The sequence below is a fragment of the Rhodococcus sp. WB9 genome, assembly GCF_007558985.1.
GTDB classification, from domain to species: Bacteria; Actinomycetota; Actinomycetes; order Mycobacteriales; family Mycobacteriaceae; genus Rhodococcus_F; species Rhodococcus_F opacus.
Window position 1 is genome coordinate 5,600,746 of sequence record NZ_CP041769.1, and the last position, 18,104, is coordinate 5,618,849.

Below are 18,104 nucleotides of genomic sequence, written 5' to 3' on the forward strand. Positions count from 1 at the left end.
ATTATCGCCGCGAGCTCACCGCGACCCGCACGATCAATCCGGCGACCAGCGCCCAGAACGCGGACCCGATGCCGAGGATGCTCACCCCCGACGCGGCGATCAGGAAAGTGACGACGGCGCCTTCCCGTTCGCGGACGTCGTCGAGGGCGGAGGCCAGTGCGCCGCCCAGGGTGCCGAGGAGGGCGAGGCCGGCGACCGCCTCCACGACGCCCTCGGGGGCCGCGGCGATGAGCGTGGCCACCGCTGCGGAACACGCGGCGAGCACCAGGTAGGCCCAGCCTGCCGTGAAGGCCGCGACCCAGCGCTTCCTGGGATCGGGATGTGCGGACGGCGCGGCGGCGAGGGCGGCGCTGATGGCCGCGAGGTTGATGGCGTGACCGCCCGCGGGCGCGCCCACCAGGGTCCCGACACCGGTCACCAGCATGGCCGGCCGCCACGGCACCCGGTAGCCGAAGGAATTCATGACGGCGGTCCCGGGGATGTTCTGGGACGCCATCGTCACGATGTACAGCGGGATCGCGATCCCGATCATCGCCTGCCACGTCCACGCCGGTGCCGTGACGTCGAGCCTCGGCAGGAGCGCGCTGGTGTCCAGTCCGTCGTTGCCGGAGGCGAGACCGATCGCGATCACCACTGCGGCAGCCGCGAACGCCGCCGGCACCGCCCACCGCGGCGAGTACCGCTGCAGAACCAGCCACACGAGAACCACGGGCGCGACGGCCAGCGGTGCGTCACGCAGCGCCAGCACCGGCGCCAGGCACAGCGGCAGCAGAACGCCCGCGAGCATCGCCTGCGCCAACGCCGGAGGGATGGCCGCGATGAGCCGTCCCAGCCGCGGCCACAGCCCAGTGAGAATCACCGCCGCCCCCACGACGACGAACGCCCCGACCGCGGCGGGCCAGCCGCCGCTCACCGTCCCCGCGCCGGCGAGGAGAGCGGCGCCCGGCGTCGACCACGCCAGCGTGATCGGCATGCGGTAGTGCCGCGACATCCACAACATGCCGAGCGCCTGCGTCACACACAGCGCCAGCAGTCCCGACGCGGCCTGGGCGGAATTCGCGCCCACCGCCGTCAGTCCGGTGAGTACGACCGCGAACGAACTGGTGAAGCCCACCAGGGCGGTGACGATTCCGGCGCTGATCGGCTGGGCCGCGGAATCGGGTGAACGCACATCGCTGTCGGGCACAGACATAGGACGCGATTCTGCCCGACGCGTGGTCCCGGCGATCCGTGGCATTAGGGTCGGCACGGTGAAACACGACGACGCCCCCGCCCTGCCGACCGCCGCCGACTTCCCCGCCCTGTGGCCGGTGCCGACCCGCTGGGAAGACAACGACCACTACGGGCACGTCAACAACGTCACGTACTACTCGTACTTCGACACGGCCGTCAACGGCTGGCTGATTGCGACGACGGGCACCGACATCCGCGATCTGCCCGCCATCGGTGTGGTCGCCGAGACGTCCTGCAAGTACGTCAGCGAACTCACCTTCCCGGACCGTCTGCAGGTGGGGTTGTCCATCGAGAAGCTGGGCACCCGGAGCATCGTGTATGCGCTCGCGATCTTTCGCGAGAACGACGACGCGCTCGAACTCGCGGCTCTCGGCCGCTTCGTGCACGTGTACGTGGACGCGAAGACCCGGAGACCGGTGCCGATTCCTGCCGAAATCCGGAGCGCTGCAACCCTTCTGGTGGCACCGGACGCCGTCTGACCGTCCGGCACCACCAGGGGGTTCAGCGCAGTCCCTCAGCCTCCGCCGTGGCCACCGCCCGGGCGATGATGCCGTCGATCAGCGCGACCGTGGGCGCACCGGTCTCGGCCTTGTTCCGGGGGTCGTCGATCACCCGGCGCAGGACGCCTTCGGCGATGATCGCCAGCTTCCACAACGCCAGAACGTGCCAGTACCCCACCTGAGTGACATCGCGTTTCGTGTGGTGGACGTAGGCCTCCACGAGTTCGGCCCGGGTGGGGAATCCCTCCAGAGTGGAGGCGGGGAACGGTCCGGCGTCCGCGTCGCCCGCCTCGGGCCAGTAGGCCAGCAACGCGCCGACGTCGGCGAGGGGGTCGCCCAGCGTGCACAGTTCCCAGTCGACCACCGCGACCACCTCACCCTCCTCGGGCGAGGTGATGACGTTGCTCAGGTGAAAATCACCGTGCACCAACGACAGTTCGGTCTGCTCCGGCATGTTGCGCTCGAGTATGCCCGCCAGGTCCTCGATCGCCGGGACGTCACGGGTACGGGACTTCTCCCACTGATCCCTCCAGCGCTTCAACTGCCGTGCCGCGTAAGGCTTGTGGCTGGCCAGATCCTCCAGCCCGGCATCTTTGAGATCGACCGCATGGATCTTTGCGAGAGCCTTCGGCATCGCCAGCCCGACGGCATTCCTCTGCTCGGGTGTCAGCTTCTTCGCCACACCGACATTGTCGATCACCACCCCTGCGACATAGCTCATCAGCACGAGCGGCGCGTCCGTGACCTCCGGATCGTCGGTGAGCCCGAGGATCTTCGGCACCGGTACGTCGGATCCCTGGAGAGAGGACAGAATCCGGTGTTCGCGGACCACGTCGTGCGCCGACGCGAGCAGATGCCCGAGCGGTGGCCGCCGCAACACCCACCGACCACCACCCGCGTCACTGACCGCGTACGTGAGATTCGACTGACCGTTCCCGATCCTCTCGAAGCTCAGCGGCGCGATAGCTCCCACACCGAGTCCGGCAATCCACGCAGAAACGGCATCTTCGTTCAGCCCCACAGCATTCACGCGCTCGATGCTAACCGCTCGGAAGCCCGATGCGGAGGGAACCGGTCCGCGCCGCAGGTCGCGGCCCTAGGGTGGCAACAGTGAGGCCGATTCGGCCGGAACTGGAGGGACCGACGTGGAAGTTTTCCTCATCGTGTGCGGCGTGCTCCTCGCCGTGAGTGCCGTCGCCGTGAGCATTCCCAAGCTGAGACTGAAGGGAACCGCGTGGACGGGGTTGCAATCCCGGGGCCTGAGCAGGCAACAGGTCCGGCTGATCGGCGTGGCGGAACTCGCCGGCGGTGTCGGTGTTCTCGCCGGCCTCTACTGGACTCCCCTGGGAGTGATCTCGACGGTGGCGCTGCTGATTCTCCTCTTGTGCGCAATCGCCTTTCACGTCCGACACGGTGACTACGGCAACCCCGACACCCGGGCCGTCGCAATGCCCGCGGTCTACCTCGCGATGCTGGCCGTCCTCGCCTCGATCGGGTTCGTGTTCGCGGGGTGATCCGGGGTTCTCGGACCCTTGCAGCAACAACCTGGCGTCGGTGATGTCCGAATTGGTCATTAGACGCAGCATGACACCCTCGCCACCCCCAAAACTGGGCATTTTGCTCGACGTCAGCGGTGCCACTTGCGCACTTCGCGTTCTCGTGGATGCTGTGAAGTAGGACACACACTTGCCCTACCGCAGTACCCGTCTCCTACGGACCCACAAGGTTCACGGACTCGACAACACGAGGTGACCCCGATGGTCGACAAGATTGCCTATCCGGTCCAGCTCATCCAGCCGGACGGCCGACGGGTCTTCAGACCCGACTACACGAGCCTGGTCCGCGACATCGGACCCGATCAACTGCGCGGCCTCTACGAAGACCTCGTGGTCGCGCGTCGGATGGATGTCGAAGCGGTCGCGCTGCAACGCCAGGGCGAACTGGGACTCTGGGCTCCCCTGCTCGGGCAGGAAGCCGCACAGGTCGGCTCCGCCCGCGCCCTCCGCCCCGACGACTACGCGTTCATCAGCTACCGCGAACACGCCGTCGCCTACTGCCGTGGTGTGGACCCGGGGGTGATGACCCGCATGTGGCGGGGATGCGCCCATTCCGCGTGGGATCCGAGTTCCGTGAACGTGACGAATCCCGCGATCGTCGTCGGCTCCCAGGGGTTGCACGCCACCGGGTACGCCATGGGCGCCCACCTGGACGGCGCGGAGATCGCGACGATCGCCTACTTCGGCGACGGCGCCACCAGTCAGGGCGACCTCGCCGAGGCCCTCGGCTTCTCGATGAGCTACAACGCGCCGGTCGTATTCTTCTGCCAGAACAACCAGTTCGCGATCAGCGAACCGGTCCACCTGCAGAGTCCCGTCCCCATCGCGCAGCGCGCCGCCGGTTACGGCATGCCCGCCCTCCGCGTGGACGGCAACGACGTCCTCGCGGTCCTCGCGGTCACCCGCCAGGCCACTCAGCGGGCGCGCGAAGGCAGTGGGCCGACGTTCATCGAGGCCGTCACGTACCGGATGGGTCCCCACACCACGTCGGACGATCCCACCCGGTATCGGGCGGCGGCCGAGACCGAGGTCTGGAAGGCCCGCGACCCGATCGACCGGATGAGGCGCCTCCTCGACCGGGAAGGCCTGCTCGACGACACGTTCCTCGCCGGGGTGCAGGCCACCGCCGACGACCTCGCGGCGCGACTGCGGTCCGGGACCATCGATGCGCCCGATCCCCAGCCGCTCGATCTGTTCGAGCACGTGTATTCCACCGACCACCCACTCATCGAGGAGGAACGCGAGCAGTACGCCGCGTACCTCGCGGGCTTCGCCGGCATCGAGGAGGCACTGTCATGACCACCACCACGCTCTCGCTCGGCGCCGCACTCAACGCGGGCCTCCGACGCGCCCTCGAACACGACCGCAAGGTCGTGATCATGGGTGAGGACGTCGGACGCCTCGGCGGTGTCTTCCGCGTCACCGACACCCTGCAGAAGGATTTCGGCGACAACCGGGTCATCGACACCCCACTCGCCGAATCCGGCATCATCGGCGCCGCGTTCGGCATGGCCCTGCGCGGTTACCGGCCCGTCTGCGAGATCCAGTTCGACGGCTTCGTCTACCCCGCGTTCGACCAGATCGTGTCCCAGGTGGCCAAGATTCACTACCGCACACAGGGCAGGGTCACAGCACCCCTCACGATCCGGATCCCGTACGGCGGCGGCATCGGTGCGGTCGAGCACCATTCGGAGTCGCCGGAGGCATACTTCGCCCACACCGCCGGACTGCGCGTCGTCACACCCAGCAACCCGGCGGACGCGTTCCACATGATCCAGCAGTCCGTCGCGGCGGACGACCCGGTGGTGTTCTTCGAACCGAAGCGGCGGTACTGGGACAAGGCCGAATTCGACGTGGACGCCGAACCGGACGTGCCGCTGCATCGGGCCCGGGTGGCCCGGGAGGGCACGGACGCCACCATCGTCGCGTACGGCTCCGTCGTGCCGACGGCCCTGTCGGCCGCGTCCATCGCCGCCGACGAGGGGCACTCCCTCGAGGTGATCGACCTGCGCTCCCTCTCGCCGATCGACTTCAACACCATCGAGGAGTCGGTACGCAAGACCGGAAGACTCGTCGTCGCGCACGAGGCGCCGACGTTCCTCGGCCTGGGCGCGGAGATCGCCGCCCGCATTTCCGAGCGGTGCTTCTACCAGCTGGACGCGCCCGTCCTGAGGGTCGGCGGATTCGACGTTCCGTATCCCCCGGCGAAGCTGGAACTGCACCATCTGCCGGACGCCGACCGCCTGCTCGACGCGGTCGATCGCAGCCTCGCGGCCTGATCGCACCCATCGGAGGAGAGGAGCCGTCCGTTGGCGCAGGAATTCCGCCTACCCGATCTCGGTGAGGGCCTGACGGAGGCCGAACTGGTCTCCTGGGCCGTCGAGGTGGGCCAGACGATCGAACTCAATCAGGTGATCGGAGAAGTCGAGACGGCGAAGGCGCTCGTCGAGTTGCCTTCGCCGTACGCGGGTGTCGTGGAGGAATTGCTGGTTTCGGCCGGTGCGACCGTGCCGGTCGGGACGCCGATCATCCGGATCGCGACGGATGCGGCCACCGAGGAACCTCCCACGCGCACGCCCGTTCTGGTGGGATACGGGCCCGAGGCCGCTGCCGAGAGCAAACGGGCCAGGCGGACGCTGGTGACCGCTCCGGAAACCGGCACGTCCGGCGCGGACCGTCGGCGCCCCGACGCCTCGCCGGCAGCCCGGGTCGCCGCACGTGAACTCGGAGTCGACCTCGCCGTCGTCGCGGGGACGGGGCCGTCCGGTGCCGTCACCCGGACTGACGTGGAATCCCATGCGGGTTCGGTCGGGCAGGCGGTGCCGTCGACACCGGACTCACCGGAGCCGTCGGAGCGCGAGACCCGCACCCCGATCCGCAGCATCCGGAAGCAGACCGCGGCGGCGATGGTCCGCAGCGCGTTCACCGCCCCGCACGTCACCGAATTCGTGACCGTCGACGTGACCCGGTCGGTGGAACTGCTAGAGCGCCTGCGGGACCTCCCCGCATTCGAGGGATTGTCGGTGACACCGCTGAGTCTGGTGGCGAAGGCGATGATCGTCGCGTTGCGGGAGAACCCCAGCCTCAACGCGTCGTGGGACGAGGAGAACCAGGAGATCGTCACCAAGCACTACGTCAATCTCGGCATCGCCGCGGCCACACCCCGCGGTCTGGTCGTCCCGAACATAAAGGAGGCGCAGTCGCTGAGTCTGCTCGAACTGTGCCGCGCGATCACCGAACTGACCGCGACCGCGCGCAGCGGCAGAGCCGAACCCGCGCAGCTCACCGGCGGGACGGTGTCGATCACCAACGTCGGAGTGTTCGGTGTCGACGCGGGCACGCCGATCCTCCACCCCGGCGAATCGGCCATCCTGTGCCTGGGCAGCGTCACCAGGCGACCGTGGGTGCACGAGGACGATCTCGCGGTGCGGTGGGTCACCACCCTGAGCGTGTCGTTCGATCACCGAGTGGTCGACGGCGAGGAGGGGTCGAGGTTCCTGTCGTCCGTCGCGGCGATGCTGCACGATCCCGCCTCACTGCTCGCGCACCTCTGATCCTCGGTACGTTTGGTCGGTGAATACTTCCCGAGCGTCCGCGGTCGACACCCGCGCACCAGTGGACGAGCTGCTCCGCCGGGCTCGTGCTGGAACGTTCGGAATCTTCGGGATCAACGGGTTCCTGCTCGGCATGTGGGTCGTGCACATTCCGGCGATCGAGGACCGGACCGGTATCAGCCACTCCACGCTGGGTTCGCTGCTGCTCCTGCTGGCGGTCGGTGCGATCGGCGGCATGCAGGTCAGCGGTCCACTGGCCGACCGATTCGGCAGCAGGCGGATGGTGATCATCGCCGGACTCGTACTGTCGGCCGCCACCGTGGGTCCCGGGCTGGCCTCCGCGGCCTGGCAACTCGGTCTCGCCCTGCTCGTGTTCGGCTTCGCGAACGGCGCACTGGACGTGTCGATGAACTCGCAGGCCGTCGAAGTCGAGCAGCGGTACGGGCGGCCGATCATGTCGGCGTTCCACGCCCTGTTCTCCGTGGGCGGGGTGGCAGGATCGCTGCTCGGGGCCGCGACGCTCGCCGCCGGATGGGCACCCGTGACGGCGCTGCTGGTCGCCGGCGGTGTCGGGGTCGTCACCGTCGCCGCGGGCTCACGGTGGCTGATGGCCGACCGTCCCCGCTCTCGGCACGACACCGCTCCCGCCGAGAAGGCACAGGGCCGGCTGTCCACGCGGGTCCTCGCACTCGGTGGCATCGCCTTCGTCCTCATGCTGTCGGAAGGGGTCGCGAACGACTGGAGCACCCTGCAGGTCAAGGAGCACCTCGGAACGTCCGATTCCGTCGCCGCCCTCGCGTTCGGAGCGTTCTCGGTGATGATGACGGTGGGCCGGTTCACCGCGGATCGCGTGAGCGGCGCGCTCGGTCCCGTCGCCGTCGTCCGCTACGGCACCCTGATCGCGGCCGTCGGAATGCTGCTCGTCGTCGTCTCGGGACTGCTCCCGCTCACCGTCCTGGGCTGGGCGCTGTTCGGCCTGGGATTGTCGGGCTGCGTGCCGCAGATCTTCACCGCCGCGGGCAACCTCGGCGCGGGTTCCGCGGGCACCAACATGTCCCGTGTGGTCGGGCTGGGGTACGTCGGATTCCTCGCCGGCCCGGCCACCATCGGCTGGATCACCCAGGTGGTTCCGCTGACCGTCGCGATGGTGGTGCCGCTGACCTGCGTGCTGGTGGCGGCCACGTTCGCGGGGGCGGTCCGGCACACCTGACACGTTTGCCGCACGAACAGGACCGTTCACCGACCTCACAGCGGCCTCTCATCGATCGTTCAGCGTCGGTTGGCACACTGTGTGGCGTGACCGAATCGACTAGCAGGCTGCGTCGCAGTGTTCGTCGCCTCGCCTTCGCCGCGGCGGGTGTGGTGGCACTGTGCGCGCTCTACCTCATCCGCCCCGAATCGTCGGGTCTCGTCCTCCCGGAGGCACTCCGACCCGTCGCCGAACCTGTGATCCAGGCGATCGACGTCACCACGGTGCTCGCAGCGACCGTGGTCCTCGCCATCGTCGCGGCGATGCGAAAACTTTCGTACGGCATGGGTGCGGTACTGCTGCTGTGTATCGGCGCGAACCTCACCAGTGCCGCAGTCCGGGCGTGGGAATCGGATGCGCCGTCGGTGCTCCTGCCGAGCGGGCACGTCGTCGCCGTCACCGCGCTGTACGGTTCGGCGCTGCTGGTCTCGGCACCGCGGTTCCGGCCCGTCATCGCGGGCCTGGGTTTCGCCGTCGTCCTCGGTGTCGCGGGGGCCGCCGCGCTGGTCGAACCCGTCGGCATCTTCGGCCTCGCGGCCGGCCTGATCATCTTGGCGATCTGGTGGACACTGGCGTCCACTCTGATGTTGTACTCCCCCGTGGCCGCCGAGCGTGAAGAGCGACGGCCCGACACCGCGGCCATCGCCTTCTCCCGGCACCGCGGCAGTCTGCGCCTCTGAGGCGCTTCGCGCCCGTGCGCCTTTCTGGTAGTTGGTGCTACCACAAAGGCGCACGGGCCCGGAGGGCCTACAGGGCCTTGAGTTCCTCGGTGACCTCGGCGACCGACTTCTTCGCGTCCCCGAACAGCATGGAGGTGGTGTCGGCGAAGAACAGCGGGTTGTCGATGCCGGCGAAGCCGGAGTTCATCGACCGCTTCAGCACGATCACCGACTTCGACTGATCCACATTCAAAATGGGCATCCCGTGGATCGGCGACGACGGGTCGTTGCGGGCGGCGGGGTTGGTGACATCGTTCGCACCGATCACCAGGGTGACGTCGGTGCGGGCGAACTCGTCGTTGATGTCGTCCATTTCCTTCATCGCGTCGTACTCGACGTCGGCCTCGGCGAGCAGCACGTTCATGTGCCCGGGCATCCGGCCGGCGACCGGGTGAATGGCGTACTTGACCTCGACGCCCTTCGACTCGAGCAGCTTGGCCATGTCCTTGACCGCGTGCTGGGCCTGCGCGACGGCCAACCCGTAGCCGGGGACCACGATCACCTGGTTGGCGTACGCCATCTGGATCGCCGCATCCGCCGCCGAGGTGGACTTCGCCGTCTTCACGGTCCCGTCCCCGACCGCCGCCGCGACGCCGCCGCCACCGAACCCGCCGGCCACGATCGCCGGGATGGACCGGTTCATCGCCTTCGCCATCAGGTTGGTCAGGATCGAACCCGACGCACCGACGATCATGCCGGCCACGATCATCGCCTGATTATTGAGCGCCAGACCGGCGGCCGCCGCGGACAGACCCGTCAACGCGTTCAGCAGCGAAATCACCACGGGCATGTCGGCGCCGCCGATCGGCAGCACCACCATCAACCCGAGCACCGCCGCCAGCACCAGCACACCCACGATCCACCACTGCGACGTGGGTCCGGTCGGCTCGATCGCCTTGATCCCGATGGCCACCGCCAACGCGACGGCCCCGATCAGCAGCACCGCATTGAGCGGCTGCTGCAACCGGCCGATGCCGATCGGCCGGCCCGGCAGGGTTTCCTGCAGCTTGAGGAACGCGATCACCGAACCCCAGAACGAGATCGACCCGATGATCGCCGCGAACAGCGACGCGATGACGATGTGCACCGTCGGCGACTCACCGTGCTGGAAGGCGGTGAACCCGTCCGAGTCCAGGAACTCGGCGTACGCGATCAGGGCGACCGTGCCGCCACCGACACCGTTGAACAACGCCACCAGCTGCGGCATCGCGGTCATCTTCGTCCGCAACGCCGGCGGCACACCCAAGATCACACCGATCACCAGACCGGCGACGATCAGCACCCAGTTGGAGGTGTCCCGGATCGCGATCAACGTCGCGACCACCGCGACACCCATGCCGACCGCGGCGATCTGGTTACCGCGGACCGCGGTCTTCGGGCCGGTCAGGCCCATCAGACCGTAGATGAACATCGCGAACGCCACGATGTACAGAACGTTGACCAAGTACTCCATTACCGGTCCCCACCCTTCTCGACAACAGCGGCAGGGGCGGTGGGCTTGGACTTGAACATCGCCAGCATCCGGTCGGTGACCACGAAACCACCGACCACATTGATCGTTCCGAAGACCAGCGCGACGAACAGGATCACCTGCAGGCCCCACGGCGGGTTGTCGACCTTGCCGAGCACCACCAGCGCGCCGAGGACGACGATGCCGTGAATGGCGTTCGTGCCCGACATCAACGGGGTATGCAACGTGTTCGGGACCTTCGAGATCACCGCGAACCCCACGAACCCGGACAACACCAGGATCGCGATGTTCGCCAACAATTCGGTATACATCTAGGACACACCCTCCTCACGGGTGACGCAGGACGCGGCGAGGACCTCGTCCGAGAAATCCGGGGCCAGCGCCCCGTCGACGAGCATCAACTCGAGCAGCGCGGAGATGTTCTTCGAGTACAGCTCCGAGGCGTGCTCGGGCATGGTGGCGGGCAGGTTCAGCGGCGAGCAGATCGTCACCCCGTGCTTGACCACGGTCTGACCGGGCTCGGTGAGCTCACAGTTGCCGCCGGTCTCCCCGGCCAGGTCGACCACCACGGAGCCGGGCTTCATGCCCTCCACCGCGGCCGCGGTCACCAACCGGGGGGCCGGACGGCCCGGCACCAGGGCGGTGGTGATGACCACGTCGAAGCCCTTGATCGCGTCCTCGAGCGCCTGCTGCTGCTGCGCCCGCTCCGCCTCGGTCAGCTCGCGGGCGTAGCCGCCCTCACCGGCGGCGTCGATCCCCAGATCCAGCCACTGCGCACCGACCGAGCGAACCTGATCGGCGACCTCCGGGCGCACGTCGTAACCGGTGGCCCGGCCCCCGAGACGCTTCGCCGTCGCCAACGCCTGCAGACCGGCGACACCGACACCGAGCACCAGCACCGTCGCCGGCTTGACCGTGCCGGCGGCGGTGGTGAGCATCGGGAAGAACCGGGTCGACTCCGACGCCGCGAGCAGCACCGACTTGTATCCGGACACGTTCGCCTGCGACGACAGCGCGTCCATCACCTGGGCGCGGGAGATCCGCGGGATCGCCTCCACCGCGAACGCCTGCACCCCGGCAGACTTCAGCGCGGCGACCTGATTGTCCTGGTTGCGGGGGGCGAGGAACCCGATCAGGGTCTGCCCGGCATGCAACCGGCCCACCTCCTCGTCCGACGGCGGCGCGACCTTCACGACCACGTCCGCCGACCACGGGTCGGCGATCTTCGCCCCCACCTCGGTATACAACTCGTCCGGGATCAGCGCGCCCAAACCGGCACCCGACTCGACCACCACGTCGACGCCCTTGGCGATCAACGACGCCACGATCTTCGGCACCAACGCCACCCGACGCTCACCGTCGTTCGACTCCCGAACGACGCCGACCGTCGGGCGCGCAGTGGACGCGCTCTGCGATGTATCCATGTATCGACTTCCTGCGGTAGATGGTGTGTGTGCCGCGACGAGCGGCGATCAACCGATGATGAGCGGAAATATTTCCCCCGACTCGACTGAGTTAGCTGATAGTAGCCAGAGAATGCGTGACGTAGGGAACAGAGAAGTCCGTGGGTAGGCGTCTGAATCGAGTCCGAACAGTCGTTCTCACAGATCTTTCTGCTCGTTTGTGAACCCGGTCACAGGGTGTTTGGTCGTAGTCTGACGGTAGACAGCCGCAAGGAAGCGGAGGTTCGGCCATGAGCACATCGAAGGAACGGAGCGCGGAGGACGTCACCGCGGATCCACCGGTCGTCGTCGAGCGGGTCTACGACCATCCGACCGAGGGCGACGGACTCCGACTGTTCGTGGACCGGCTCTGGCCGCGGGGGCTCCGCAAGGACGCGTTCCATTTCGACGACTGGGCCAAGGACCTCGCGCCGTCGACGGAGCTGCGTCACTGGTACTCGCACGACGTCGCCGCATTCAGCGAGTTCCGCGAGCGGTACGTCCACGAGCTCGACTCGCCGAGCGGACGGAAGGCTGTCGCGCGGGTGCAGGAACTCGCGCAGGGGCGGCCGATCGTTCTCCTGACCGCGACGAAGGACGTCAGTCACAGTCACGCCGAGGTGCTCGCCGAATACATGCTGGAACGGTTGTGACCACCCACCGCGACGAGGCCCCGCCCATCACCGACCCGGACGACGACCTCGGCGGCGATCCCGTCTGCTGGCTCGACCGCGTGTGCCCCGACTGCGGGTTGTTCCTCACCGATCACACCGCGAGCACCTGCCCGCGCTGCGGTTCGGCGCGGGAGAGGTGACGTGCGGGACAGGTGATGTGCGGGACTTCAGCCGGCGTTCAGGTACCGGGCACGAAGTTTGTGCTTGACGAGTTTGCCCGTGGGGGTGCGCGGCAGGTCGTCGGAGAAGTCGATGCTGCGCGGCGCCTTGAAGTGACTCACCCGGTCGCGCACGTAGTCGAGCAACTCGCGGGCGACGGCATCGGACGGTTCCACCCCTTCGACGAGTTGCACTACGGCTTTGACCTGTTCGCCCATCTCGTCGTCGGGCACGCCGATGACCGCGACATCGAACACCTTGGGATGCATAGTGAGGACGTTCTCCGACTCCTGCGGGTAGATGTTCACCCCACCCGAGATGATCATGAACGCGGCGCGGTCGGTGAGGTAGAGGAGCGGTCGGAGTCGATGTACCCGATGTCGCCGCTCGTGGTCCAGGTCGGATGGTCGGGGTGTGTCGCGGATTCGGTCTTGGCCGGGTCGTTGTGATACTCGAACGGCCGTTCCTCCCTCTCCCAGTAGACGGTTCCGATGTCACCGACGGGTACGTCCGCACCGTTGTCGTCGCAGATGTGCACGATGCCCATGACCCCGTCGTGGCCCACCGATCCCGGCTTGGCAAGGGCCTGGGCGCTGTCGATGAACGTGGCACCGGCACCCTCCGTGGACGCGTAGTACTCGTGGATCACCGGGCCCCACCACTCGATCATCGAGAGTTTCACGTCGGGCGGGCACGGTGCCGCAGCGTGAATGGCCACCTTCAGACTCGACACGTCGAATTTGTCGCGAACGTCTTTCGGCAGCTTGAGCATCCGGACGAACATCGTCGGCACCCACTGGCTGTGGGTCACCCGATATTCCTCGATGAGCCGCAGCGATTCCTCGGCGTCGAAGCGGTCCATCAGGACGATCGTGCCGCCGACGGAGGTGATGGTGCCGCAGAAGCGCAGCGGCGCTGCGTGATACAGGGGTGCGGGACACAGATAGACGGTGTCGGAATCGAATCCGTACATCGGGGCGAACACCGCGGTGTACGGATCCATCGTGGTGTCCACTTCGCCTTCGGGTAGAGCGGGTTTGATCCCCTTGGGCCTGCCGGTGGTGCCCGACGAGTACAGCATGTCCTGCCCGCGGGGCTGCGAATCGAGCGGTTCGGCCGACTGCGCCGCCACGGCGTCGTCGTAGCTGTCGAATCCGTCGAGCACGCCGCCGTACACGAGACGGTGCCGGACGCGGGGAAGCTGATTGGGGTCGCGCGGCACGGCGCCGCCCGCGTCGGCGGACACGATGAGCACCTCGGCTCCGCAGTCGTCCACGACGTAACCGGCTTCCTCCGGGGTGAGGTGCCAGTTCACCACGGTGATGTACAGCCCGGATCGCAGCGCCGCCCAGTACACCTCGAGGACCCGGAGGTCGTTGCTCGACACGAGCGCCAGGTGGTCGCCGACCTTCAGGCCGAGCGAGCGCAGATGCCGTGCGAGGCGGGTGGACCGCTCGTCCAACTCCCGGTAGGTCAGCCGCTCCCCCGTCGAGGGACGAATGACAGCAGGCTTGTCCGGGGTAGTCGCCACGAAGTTTCCAGGGAACATCCGCACTCCTTTGTTAATGGAGATTCTCACCATCGGTCTACCACACCGAACCCGGGACGGGGAGACCTTCGACGCCGTCACCGGCGCATTCGTCCGCCCGCGGCGAAAACGCTCGGACGCTCCGGCGGGAGGTCCTAGAGTTGAGGCAAAAGGAGGCGTACCACCCGTGAATGCCCTGCAGAAGGAACCGATCCTCGACGCATTGTTCGAGGAGTGGGATGTACTCGACGAGGTGTTGTCCTCGTTGTCCGGCGACGCGTGGTTCACGCCCACCGCGCTGCCCGGGTGGACCGTCCACGACGTGACCGCGCATCTCATCGGCACCGAGTCACTGCTTGCCGGAATCTCCGCACCGCACACCAGCATCGACGTCCGCGGCCTCGCGCACGTGCGCAACGAGATCGGGGCGTTCAACGAAGAGTGGGTCGAGGGCCTGCGGGGCTGCTCCGGCCCCGAGATGCTCGAGCGTTTCCGGGCGATTGTGGCCCGCAGGCGGTCGGAGCTGAGCGAGATGACCGACGAGGAGTTCGAGGCCGAGACCACCACACCGGTCGGTCCGGCGCCCTACCTCCGGTTCATGCGCATCCGCGTGTTCGACTGCTGGATGCACGAGCTCGACCTGCGCGACGCCCTCGCGCTGCCCGGCAACGAGGGCGGCCTGCGCGCGGAGACCGCGTTCGAGGAGATCGCGGGCGCTGTCGCGTTCCTCGTCGGCAAGCGCGGCAAGGCCCCGGACGGGTCGAGGATCACCCTGGAGCTGACGGGACCGCTCGCGCGCAACATTCACATCGCCGTCGACGGCAGAGCCGCGGTGGTCGACGAACTACCGTCCGAGGCCACCACGACCGTGACCGTCGACTCCCGACTCTTCACCCGGTTGGCGGGCGGCCGGACGACGGCGGCGGATCACCGCGACGAGATCGCATTGCGCGGCGACACCGCCGCGGGCAAGAGGATCGTCGACAACCTCGCGTTCACGATCTGACCGCGGTGCGCCTGTTCCTGGCCTCGTATCGGTTCGGTGCGGATCCCGCGCCTCTGCTGTCGCTGGTCGGCCGTCCGGGGCGCGTGGGGGTGATTGCCGCGGCCGCGGACGCGTGGCCACGGACGGCGCGGACGTCCGCGGTCGTGAGTGACGTGATGCCGCTGACGCGGCTGGGCTTCACCCCGGAGGAGGTGGATCTGCGCGACTACATCGGCAGCGACGGGCACGCGCGGTCCACCGCGCTGAAGGAGCGGCTGGAGGGGTTCGGCATGCTGTGGGTGCGCGGCGGGAACACGTTCGTGTTGCGCGCGCAGATGGCCCGGAGTGGGGCGGACCGGGTGATCCCGGAACTACTGCTGACCGATTCGCTGGTGTACGCCGGCTACAGCGCGGGGGCGTGTGTGATGACACCGACGCTGCACGGCCTCGACTCCTCCGATGACCCGGCGGAGGTGGTCGCAACCTGCGGCATGGAGCCGCTCTGGGACGGCCTGGGCGTGGTGAGCTTCGCGATCGTGCCCCATCACGCGCCTGCGGAGCTTCCAGGGGCCGAAGACGCCGTGCCCTTGGAGGACGCGGCCGCCGTTCGGCGCACTGTCAACGCTTTGAGGCTCGCCGGCATCGAGTACCGCACCTTGACGGACGATCAGGCGATCGTCGTGAACGGAGATCGAACCGAACTCGTGTGACGACGGCGAGCCCTGCGACGGGAAGGCCTTCAGCCGAAGACGGCGACCGGCACGGACGGAGTGAACGGGGCGACACGGTCGAGTGCGGCCCAGGTGACCTCGCAGCGCTTGGCGGTGACTTCGTCGGCGTCGGCGAGGAGCGTGTTCAGGAGGGTCTTCGGGTTCAGGCGCCATTCCTGCACCATGGACCGAACTTCCTCGTTGGTGAACAACCCCGAACCGGCCAGTGCGAAGATCCATTCGTCGAACTCGCCACGGTGGATCTGTTCGATGGAATCGTAGTCGATACCACCGTCGAGGAACTCGTACGAGAACATCGCGGAGATGTAGCTGCTGGGATCTCGGTGGAGTGCATTCATCGGTGCGGGTCCTTCCAGGGTCGGTGCGGCAAAACCCGGCCCCAACCGTGTTCTAGCTCACATTTCGTGAGAATCTCCGTTTGGGTGTAACGCCTCGCCGGTGTTTGACGATGCAAGACGCTAACCCGTAGAAGTGGGTTTTTGCATTGCCTGGTCGATACGATCCGGTAACGGAGTGACGAATGTGACCTGTGTTACACCCGATTCGTCCGGTTCCTCGCGGTTCGCGGGACGCCCCTACCTGCATTTTCTCCTCCGGACCCGGTTGCATACCCCATCGCCGGAACCTCGGAAAAAATTCACCCCCCTGATCCCACATCGTGAGACTCCTACGCGTAAGTAACCAACAGATGGACTATTGGGGTCTCACTTCCAGGCCGAACGTCCAGGTTGGAGCGATATCCGAACAATTGGGTCGGAATCGGTTCAGTTGGACGCCTGACCAATTCGAGGACACCGGTGGCCCGCTGGGTTACCGTCGGGGCCTCCGACACCCGCAGTTCAGGAGTCACGATGACGGTCACCGACGACGCACTCGCGACGCTCGCCGACGCGCTCCCCCAGGGATGCCTCGTCACCGATCCGGACATCCTGGTCTCCTACCGCCAGGACTGGGCGCGCGATCCCGACGCCGTCCTCCCCCTCGCCGTCGCCCGTCCGACCACCACCGAGGAAGTCCAGGTGGTGATGCGCTGGGCGACCGAGCACCGGGTCCCCGTGATCCCGCGCGGAGCGGGATCCGGGCTCAGCGGCGGCGCCACCGCCGTGGCGGGCTGCGTGGTGGTCAGCACCGAACGCATGCGCCGGATCGAGGTGGACCCTGTCACGCGGATCGCCGTCGTCGAACCGGGACTGCTCAACGCGGAGGTCAAGGCCGCCGCCGCCGAGCACGGGCTCTGGTATCCGCCGGATCCGTCATCGTACGAGATGTGCTCGATCGGCGGCAACGTCGCGACCAACGCCGGCGGCCTGTGCTGCGTCAAGTACGGCGTCACCACCGACTACGTCCTCGCATTGCGCGTCGTTCTCGCGGACGGGACGGACGTGCGCCTGGGCGGGCCGCGACTGAAGGACGTGGCCGGCCTGTCGCTGACCAAGCTGTTCGTCGGGAGCGAGGGAACCCTCGGCATCGTCACGGAGGCGACGCTGAGACTGATCCCGGCCCAGCCGCCGTCGAGCACCCTCGTCGCGTCGTTCGCCTCCGTCCAGGCCGCCGCCGACACCGTCCTGGCCATCACCCGCACGCTGCGGCCGTCGATGCTCGAATTCATGGACCGCACCTCCATCGGCGCCGTCGAGGACGCGCTGAAGATGGGCCTGGACCGGACGGCGGAGGCGATGCTCATCGCGCGCTCGGACGCGCCCGGTGCGATTGCGGCCGAAGAGATTTCCGTGATGGCGGACGCCTGCACGGCGAGCGGCGCGTCCGAGGTCTTCACCACCGACGACCCAGACGAGGGCGAAGCCTTCGCCGCGGCAAGACGATTCGCCATCCCCGCGGTCGAGCGTCTCGGCAGCCTGCTCCTCGAGGATGTCGGGGTCCCGCTCCCGAAACTTCCTGCGCTGGTGGAGGGAATCGCGGCGATCTCCCGCGAGCGTGACGTGATGGTCGCGGTGATCGCGCACGCCGGCGACGGAAACACGCACCCGCTCATCGTGTTCGATCCCGAGGACGCCCCAATGGCCGAGCGTGCTCACCTCGCCTTCGGCGAGATCATGGACCTCGCACTCTCTCTCGGCGGCACGATCACCGGCGAGCACGGCGTCGGCCGGCTGAAGAAGGCCTGGCTGCCCGACCAGTTGGGCGAGGACGTCATGGAATTGACGCAGCGGATCAAGAACGCACTGGACCCGCTAGGGATCCTCAACCCCGGAGCGATCCTGTAGCTACTCGGGCCGGGTGCGATACCCAATGGTTACCCTAGGGGCTGGTGTGACAGGTGAGGTATTGCTAGCGTGACCGGA

18 protein-coding genes and 1 pseudogene are annotated in these 18,104 nt (G+C 67.6%); 12 read left to right on the forward strand and 7 right to left on the reverse strand.

Translation table 11 applies throughout. The annotated features are described in order from the left end of the window. Position 1: 1 nt before the first annotated feature. Positions 2-1,192 (reverse strand): benzoate/H(+) symporter BenE family transporter, encoded by a 1,191-nt coding sequence (locus FND50_RS26190; protein WP_144287618.1) that lies wholly within the window; start codon positions 1,190-1,192, stop codon positions 2-4. Between the two features lie 58 nt (positions 1,193-1,250). On the opposite strand from FND50_RS26190, the gene FND50_RS26195 reads away from it, so the two are divergent. Then, the gene (locus tag FND50_RS26195) at positions 1,251-1,712 is read left to right on the forward strand and encodes a thioesterase family protein (protein ID WP_144287619.1); all 462 of its coding nucleotides are present in this window, start codon (positions 1,251-1,253) and stop codon (positions 1,710-1,712) included. A 22-nt stretch (positions 1,713-1,734) separates the two neighbouring features. Here the strand turns inward: FND50_RS26195 and FND50_RS26200 are convergent, their stop codons facing one another. Next, positions 1,735-2,763, reverse strand: a complete 1,029-nt coding sequence (locus tag FND50_RS26200; RefSeq protein ID WP_037206299.1) for a phosphotransferase family protein — start codon at positions 2,761-2,763, stop codon at positions 1,735-1,737. 115 nt (positions 2,764-2,878) lie between these two features. On the opposite strand from FND50_RS26200, the gene FND50_RS26205 reads away from it, so the two are divergent. From FND50_RS26205 to FND50_RS26230, 6 genes are all read left to right on the forward strand, one after another. Then, complete coding sequence (locus tag FND50_RS26205) at positions 2,879-3,247, forward strand: DoxX family protein (protein ID WP_005262604.1); 369 nt, start codon at positions 2,879-2,881, stop codon at positions 3,245-3,247. 243 nt (positions 3,248-3,490) lie between these two features. Beyond that, positions 3,491-4,588 carry a pyruvate dehydrogenase (acetyl-transferring) E1 component subunit alpha gene (gene pdhA, locus FND50_RS26210; RefSeq protein WP_144287620.1) on the forward strand — a complete coding sequence of 366 codons (1,098 nt, stop codon included), beginning with the start codon at positions 3,491-3,493 and terminating at the stop codon, positions 4,586-4,588. Next, positions 4,585-5,568, forward strand: coding sequence for an alpha-ketoacid dehydrogenase subunit beta (locus tag FND50_RS26215; protein WP_144287621.1), 984 nt, complete (start codon positions 4,585-4,587; stop codon positions 5,566-5,568). Before pdhA ends, FND50_RS26215 begins: the two co-directional genes overlap by 4 nt. Positions 5,569-5,598: 30 nt before the next feature. Next, a complete protein-coding gene (locus FND50_RS26220) occupies positions 5,599-6,843 on the forward strand; it encodes a dihydrolipoamide acetyltransferase family protein (RefSeq protein WP_144287622.1) in 1,245 nt (414 codons plus the stop codon). 61 nt (positions 6,844-6,904) lie between these two features. Then, positions 6,905-8,053 (forward strand): MFS transporter, encoded by a 1,149-nt coding sequence (locus FND50_RS26225; RefSeq protein WP_144289161.1) that lies wholly within the window; start codon positions 6,905-6,907, stop codon positions 8,051-8,053. Between the two features lie 86 nt (positions 8,054-8,139). Beyond that, positions 8,140-8,772 carry a hypothetical protein gene (locus FND50_RS26230; RefSeq protein ID WP_007300562.1) on the forward strand — a complete coding sequence of 211 codons (633 nt, stop codon included), beginning with the start codon at positions 8,140-8,142 and terminating at the stop codon, positions 8,770-8,772. 67 nt (positions 8,773-8,839) lie between these two features. On the opposite strand, the gene FND50_RS26235 is transcribed toward FND50_RS26230, so the two are convergent. The 3 genes from FND50_RS26235 to FND50_RS26245 are packed head-to-tail and all read right to left on the reverse strand — an operon-like array spanning position 8,840 to position 11,706. Then, entirely contained in the window at positions 8,840-10,264 is a 1,425-nt protein-coding gene (locus FND50_RS26235) for an NAD(P)(+) transhydrogenase (Re/Si-specific) subunit beta (protein ID WP_144287623.1), read from the reverse strand. Beyond that, positions 10,264-10,593 (reverse strand): NAD(P) transhydrogenase subunit alpha, encoded by a 330-nt coding sequence (locus tag FND50_RS26240; RefSeq protein ID WP_144287624.1) that lies wholly within the window; start codon positions 10,591-10,593, stop codon positions 10,264-10,266. The genes FND50_RS26235 and FND50_RS26240 overlap by 1 nt, the downstream gene beginning before the upstream one ends. Then, the gene (locus FND50_RS26245) at positions 10,594-11,706 is read right to left on the reverse strand and encodes a Re/Si-specific NAD(P)(+) transhydrogenase subunit alpha (RefSeq protein WP_007300560.1); all 1,113 of its coding nucleotides are present in this window, start codon (positions 11,704-11,706) and stop codon (positions 10,594-10,596) included. Positions 11,707-11,975: 269 nt separating this feature from the next. Between FND50_RS26245 and FND50_RS26250 the strand changes: the two genes are divergently transcribed. Both FND50_RS26250 and FND50_RS36335 read left to right on the forward strand, forming a co-directional pair. Continuing rightward, a complete protein-coding gene (locus FND50_RS26250; protein ID WP_005254155.1) occupies positions 11,976-12,377 on the forward strand; it encodes a DUF488 domain-containing protein in 402 nt (133 codons plus the stop codon). Beyond that, the gene (locus FND50_RS36335; protein WP_172651258.1) at positions 12,374-12,538 is read left to right on the forward strand and encodes a hypothetical protein; all 165 of its coding nucleotides are present in this window, start codon (positions 12,374-12,376) and stop codon (positions 12,536-12,538) included. Before FND50_RS26250 ends, FND50_RS36335 begins: the two co-directional genes overlap by 4 nt. Positions 12,539-12,565: 27 nt before the next feature. On the opposite strand, the pseudogene FND50_RS26255 reads toward FND50_RS36335, so the two are convergent. Beyond that, positions 12,566-14,106: pseudogene (locus FND50_RS26255) on the reverse strand (AMP-binding protein). Between the two features lie 166 nt (positions 14,107-14,272). Here FND50_RS26255 and FND50_RS26260 point away from each other — a divergent pair. Both FND50_RS26260 and FND50_RS26265 read left to right on the forward strand, forming a co-directional pair. Beyond that, a complete protein-coding gene (locus tag FND50_RS26260) occupies positions 14,273-15,091 on the forward strand; it encodes a maleylpyruvate isomerase family mycothiol-dependent enzyme (RefSeq protein ID WP_144287625.1) in 819 nt (272 codons plus the stop codon). Between the two features lie 5 nt (positions 15,092-15,096). Then, positions 15,097-15,780: a Type 1 glutamine amidotransferase-like domain-containing protein gene (locus FND50_RS26265; protein ID WP_144287626.1), complete on the forward strand. Its 684-nt coding sequence runs from the start codon at positions 15,097-15,099 to the stop codon at positions 15,778-15,780. Positions 15,781-15,809: 29 nt separating this feature from the next. On the opposite strand, the gene FND50_RS26270 is transcribed toward FND50_RS26265, so the two are convergent. After that, the gene (locus FND50_RS26270; protein ID WP_011594545.1) at positions 15,810-16,139 is read right to left on the reverse strand and encodes a hypothetical protein; all 330 of its coding nucleotides are present in this window, start codon (positions 16,137-16,139) and stop codon (positions 15,810-15,812) included. 513 nt (positions 16,140-16,652) lie between these two features. On the opposite strand from FND50_RS26270, the gene FND50_RS26275 reads away from it, so the two are divergent. After that, positions 16,653-18,026: an FAD-binding oxidoreductase gene (locus tag FND50_RS26275; protein ID WP_144287627.1), complete on the forward strand. Its 1,374-nt coding sequence runs from the start codon at positions 16,653-16,655 to the stop codon at positions 18,024-18,026. Positions 18,027-18,104 lie beyond the last annotated feature (78 nt).

Bases quoted from the DNA above. Each gene is read 5' to 3' on its own strand.
- FND50_RS26190 (WP_144287618.1), bottom strand. From the start codon at position 1,192: ATGTCTGTGCCCGACAGCGATGTGCGTTCACCCGATTCCGCGGCCCAG.
- pdhA (WP_144287620.1), top strand. From the start codon at position 3,491: ATGGTCGACAAGATTGCCTATCCGGTCCAGCTCATCCAGCCGGACGGC.
- FND50_RS26215 (WP_144287621.1), top strand. From the start codon at position 4,585: ATGACCACCACCACGCTCTCGCTCGGCGCCGCACTCAACGCGGGCCTC.
- FND50_RS26235 (WP_144287623.1), bottom strand. From the start codon at position 10,264: ATGGAGTACTTGGTCAACGTTCTGTACATCGTGGCGTTCGCGATGTTC.
- FND50_RS26240 (WP_144287624.1), bottom strand. From the start codon at position 10,593: ATGTATACCGAATTGTTGGCGAACATCGCGATCCTGGTGTTGTCCGGG.
- FND50_RS26245 (WP_007300560.1), bottom strand. From the start codon at position 11,706: ATGGATACATCGCAGAGCGCGTCCACTGCGCGCCCGACGGTCGGCGTC.
- FND50_RS26250 (WP_005254155.1), top strand. From the start codon at position 11,976: ATGAGCACATCGAAGGAACGGAGCGCGGAGGACGTCACCGCGGATCCA.
- FND50_RS26270 (WP_011594545.1), bottom strand. From the start codon at position 16,139: ATGAATGCACTCCACCGAGATCCCAGCAGCTACATCTCCGCGATGTTC.
- FND50_RS26275 (WP_144287627.1), top strand. From the start codon at position 16,653: ATGACGGTCACCGACGACGCACTCGCGACGCTCGCCGACGCGCTCCCC.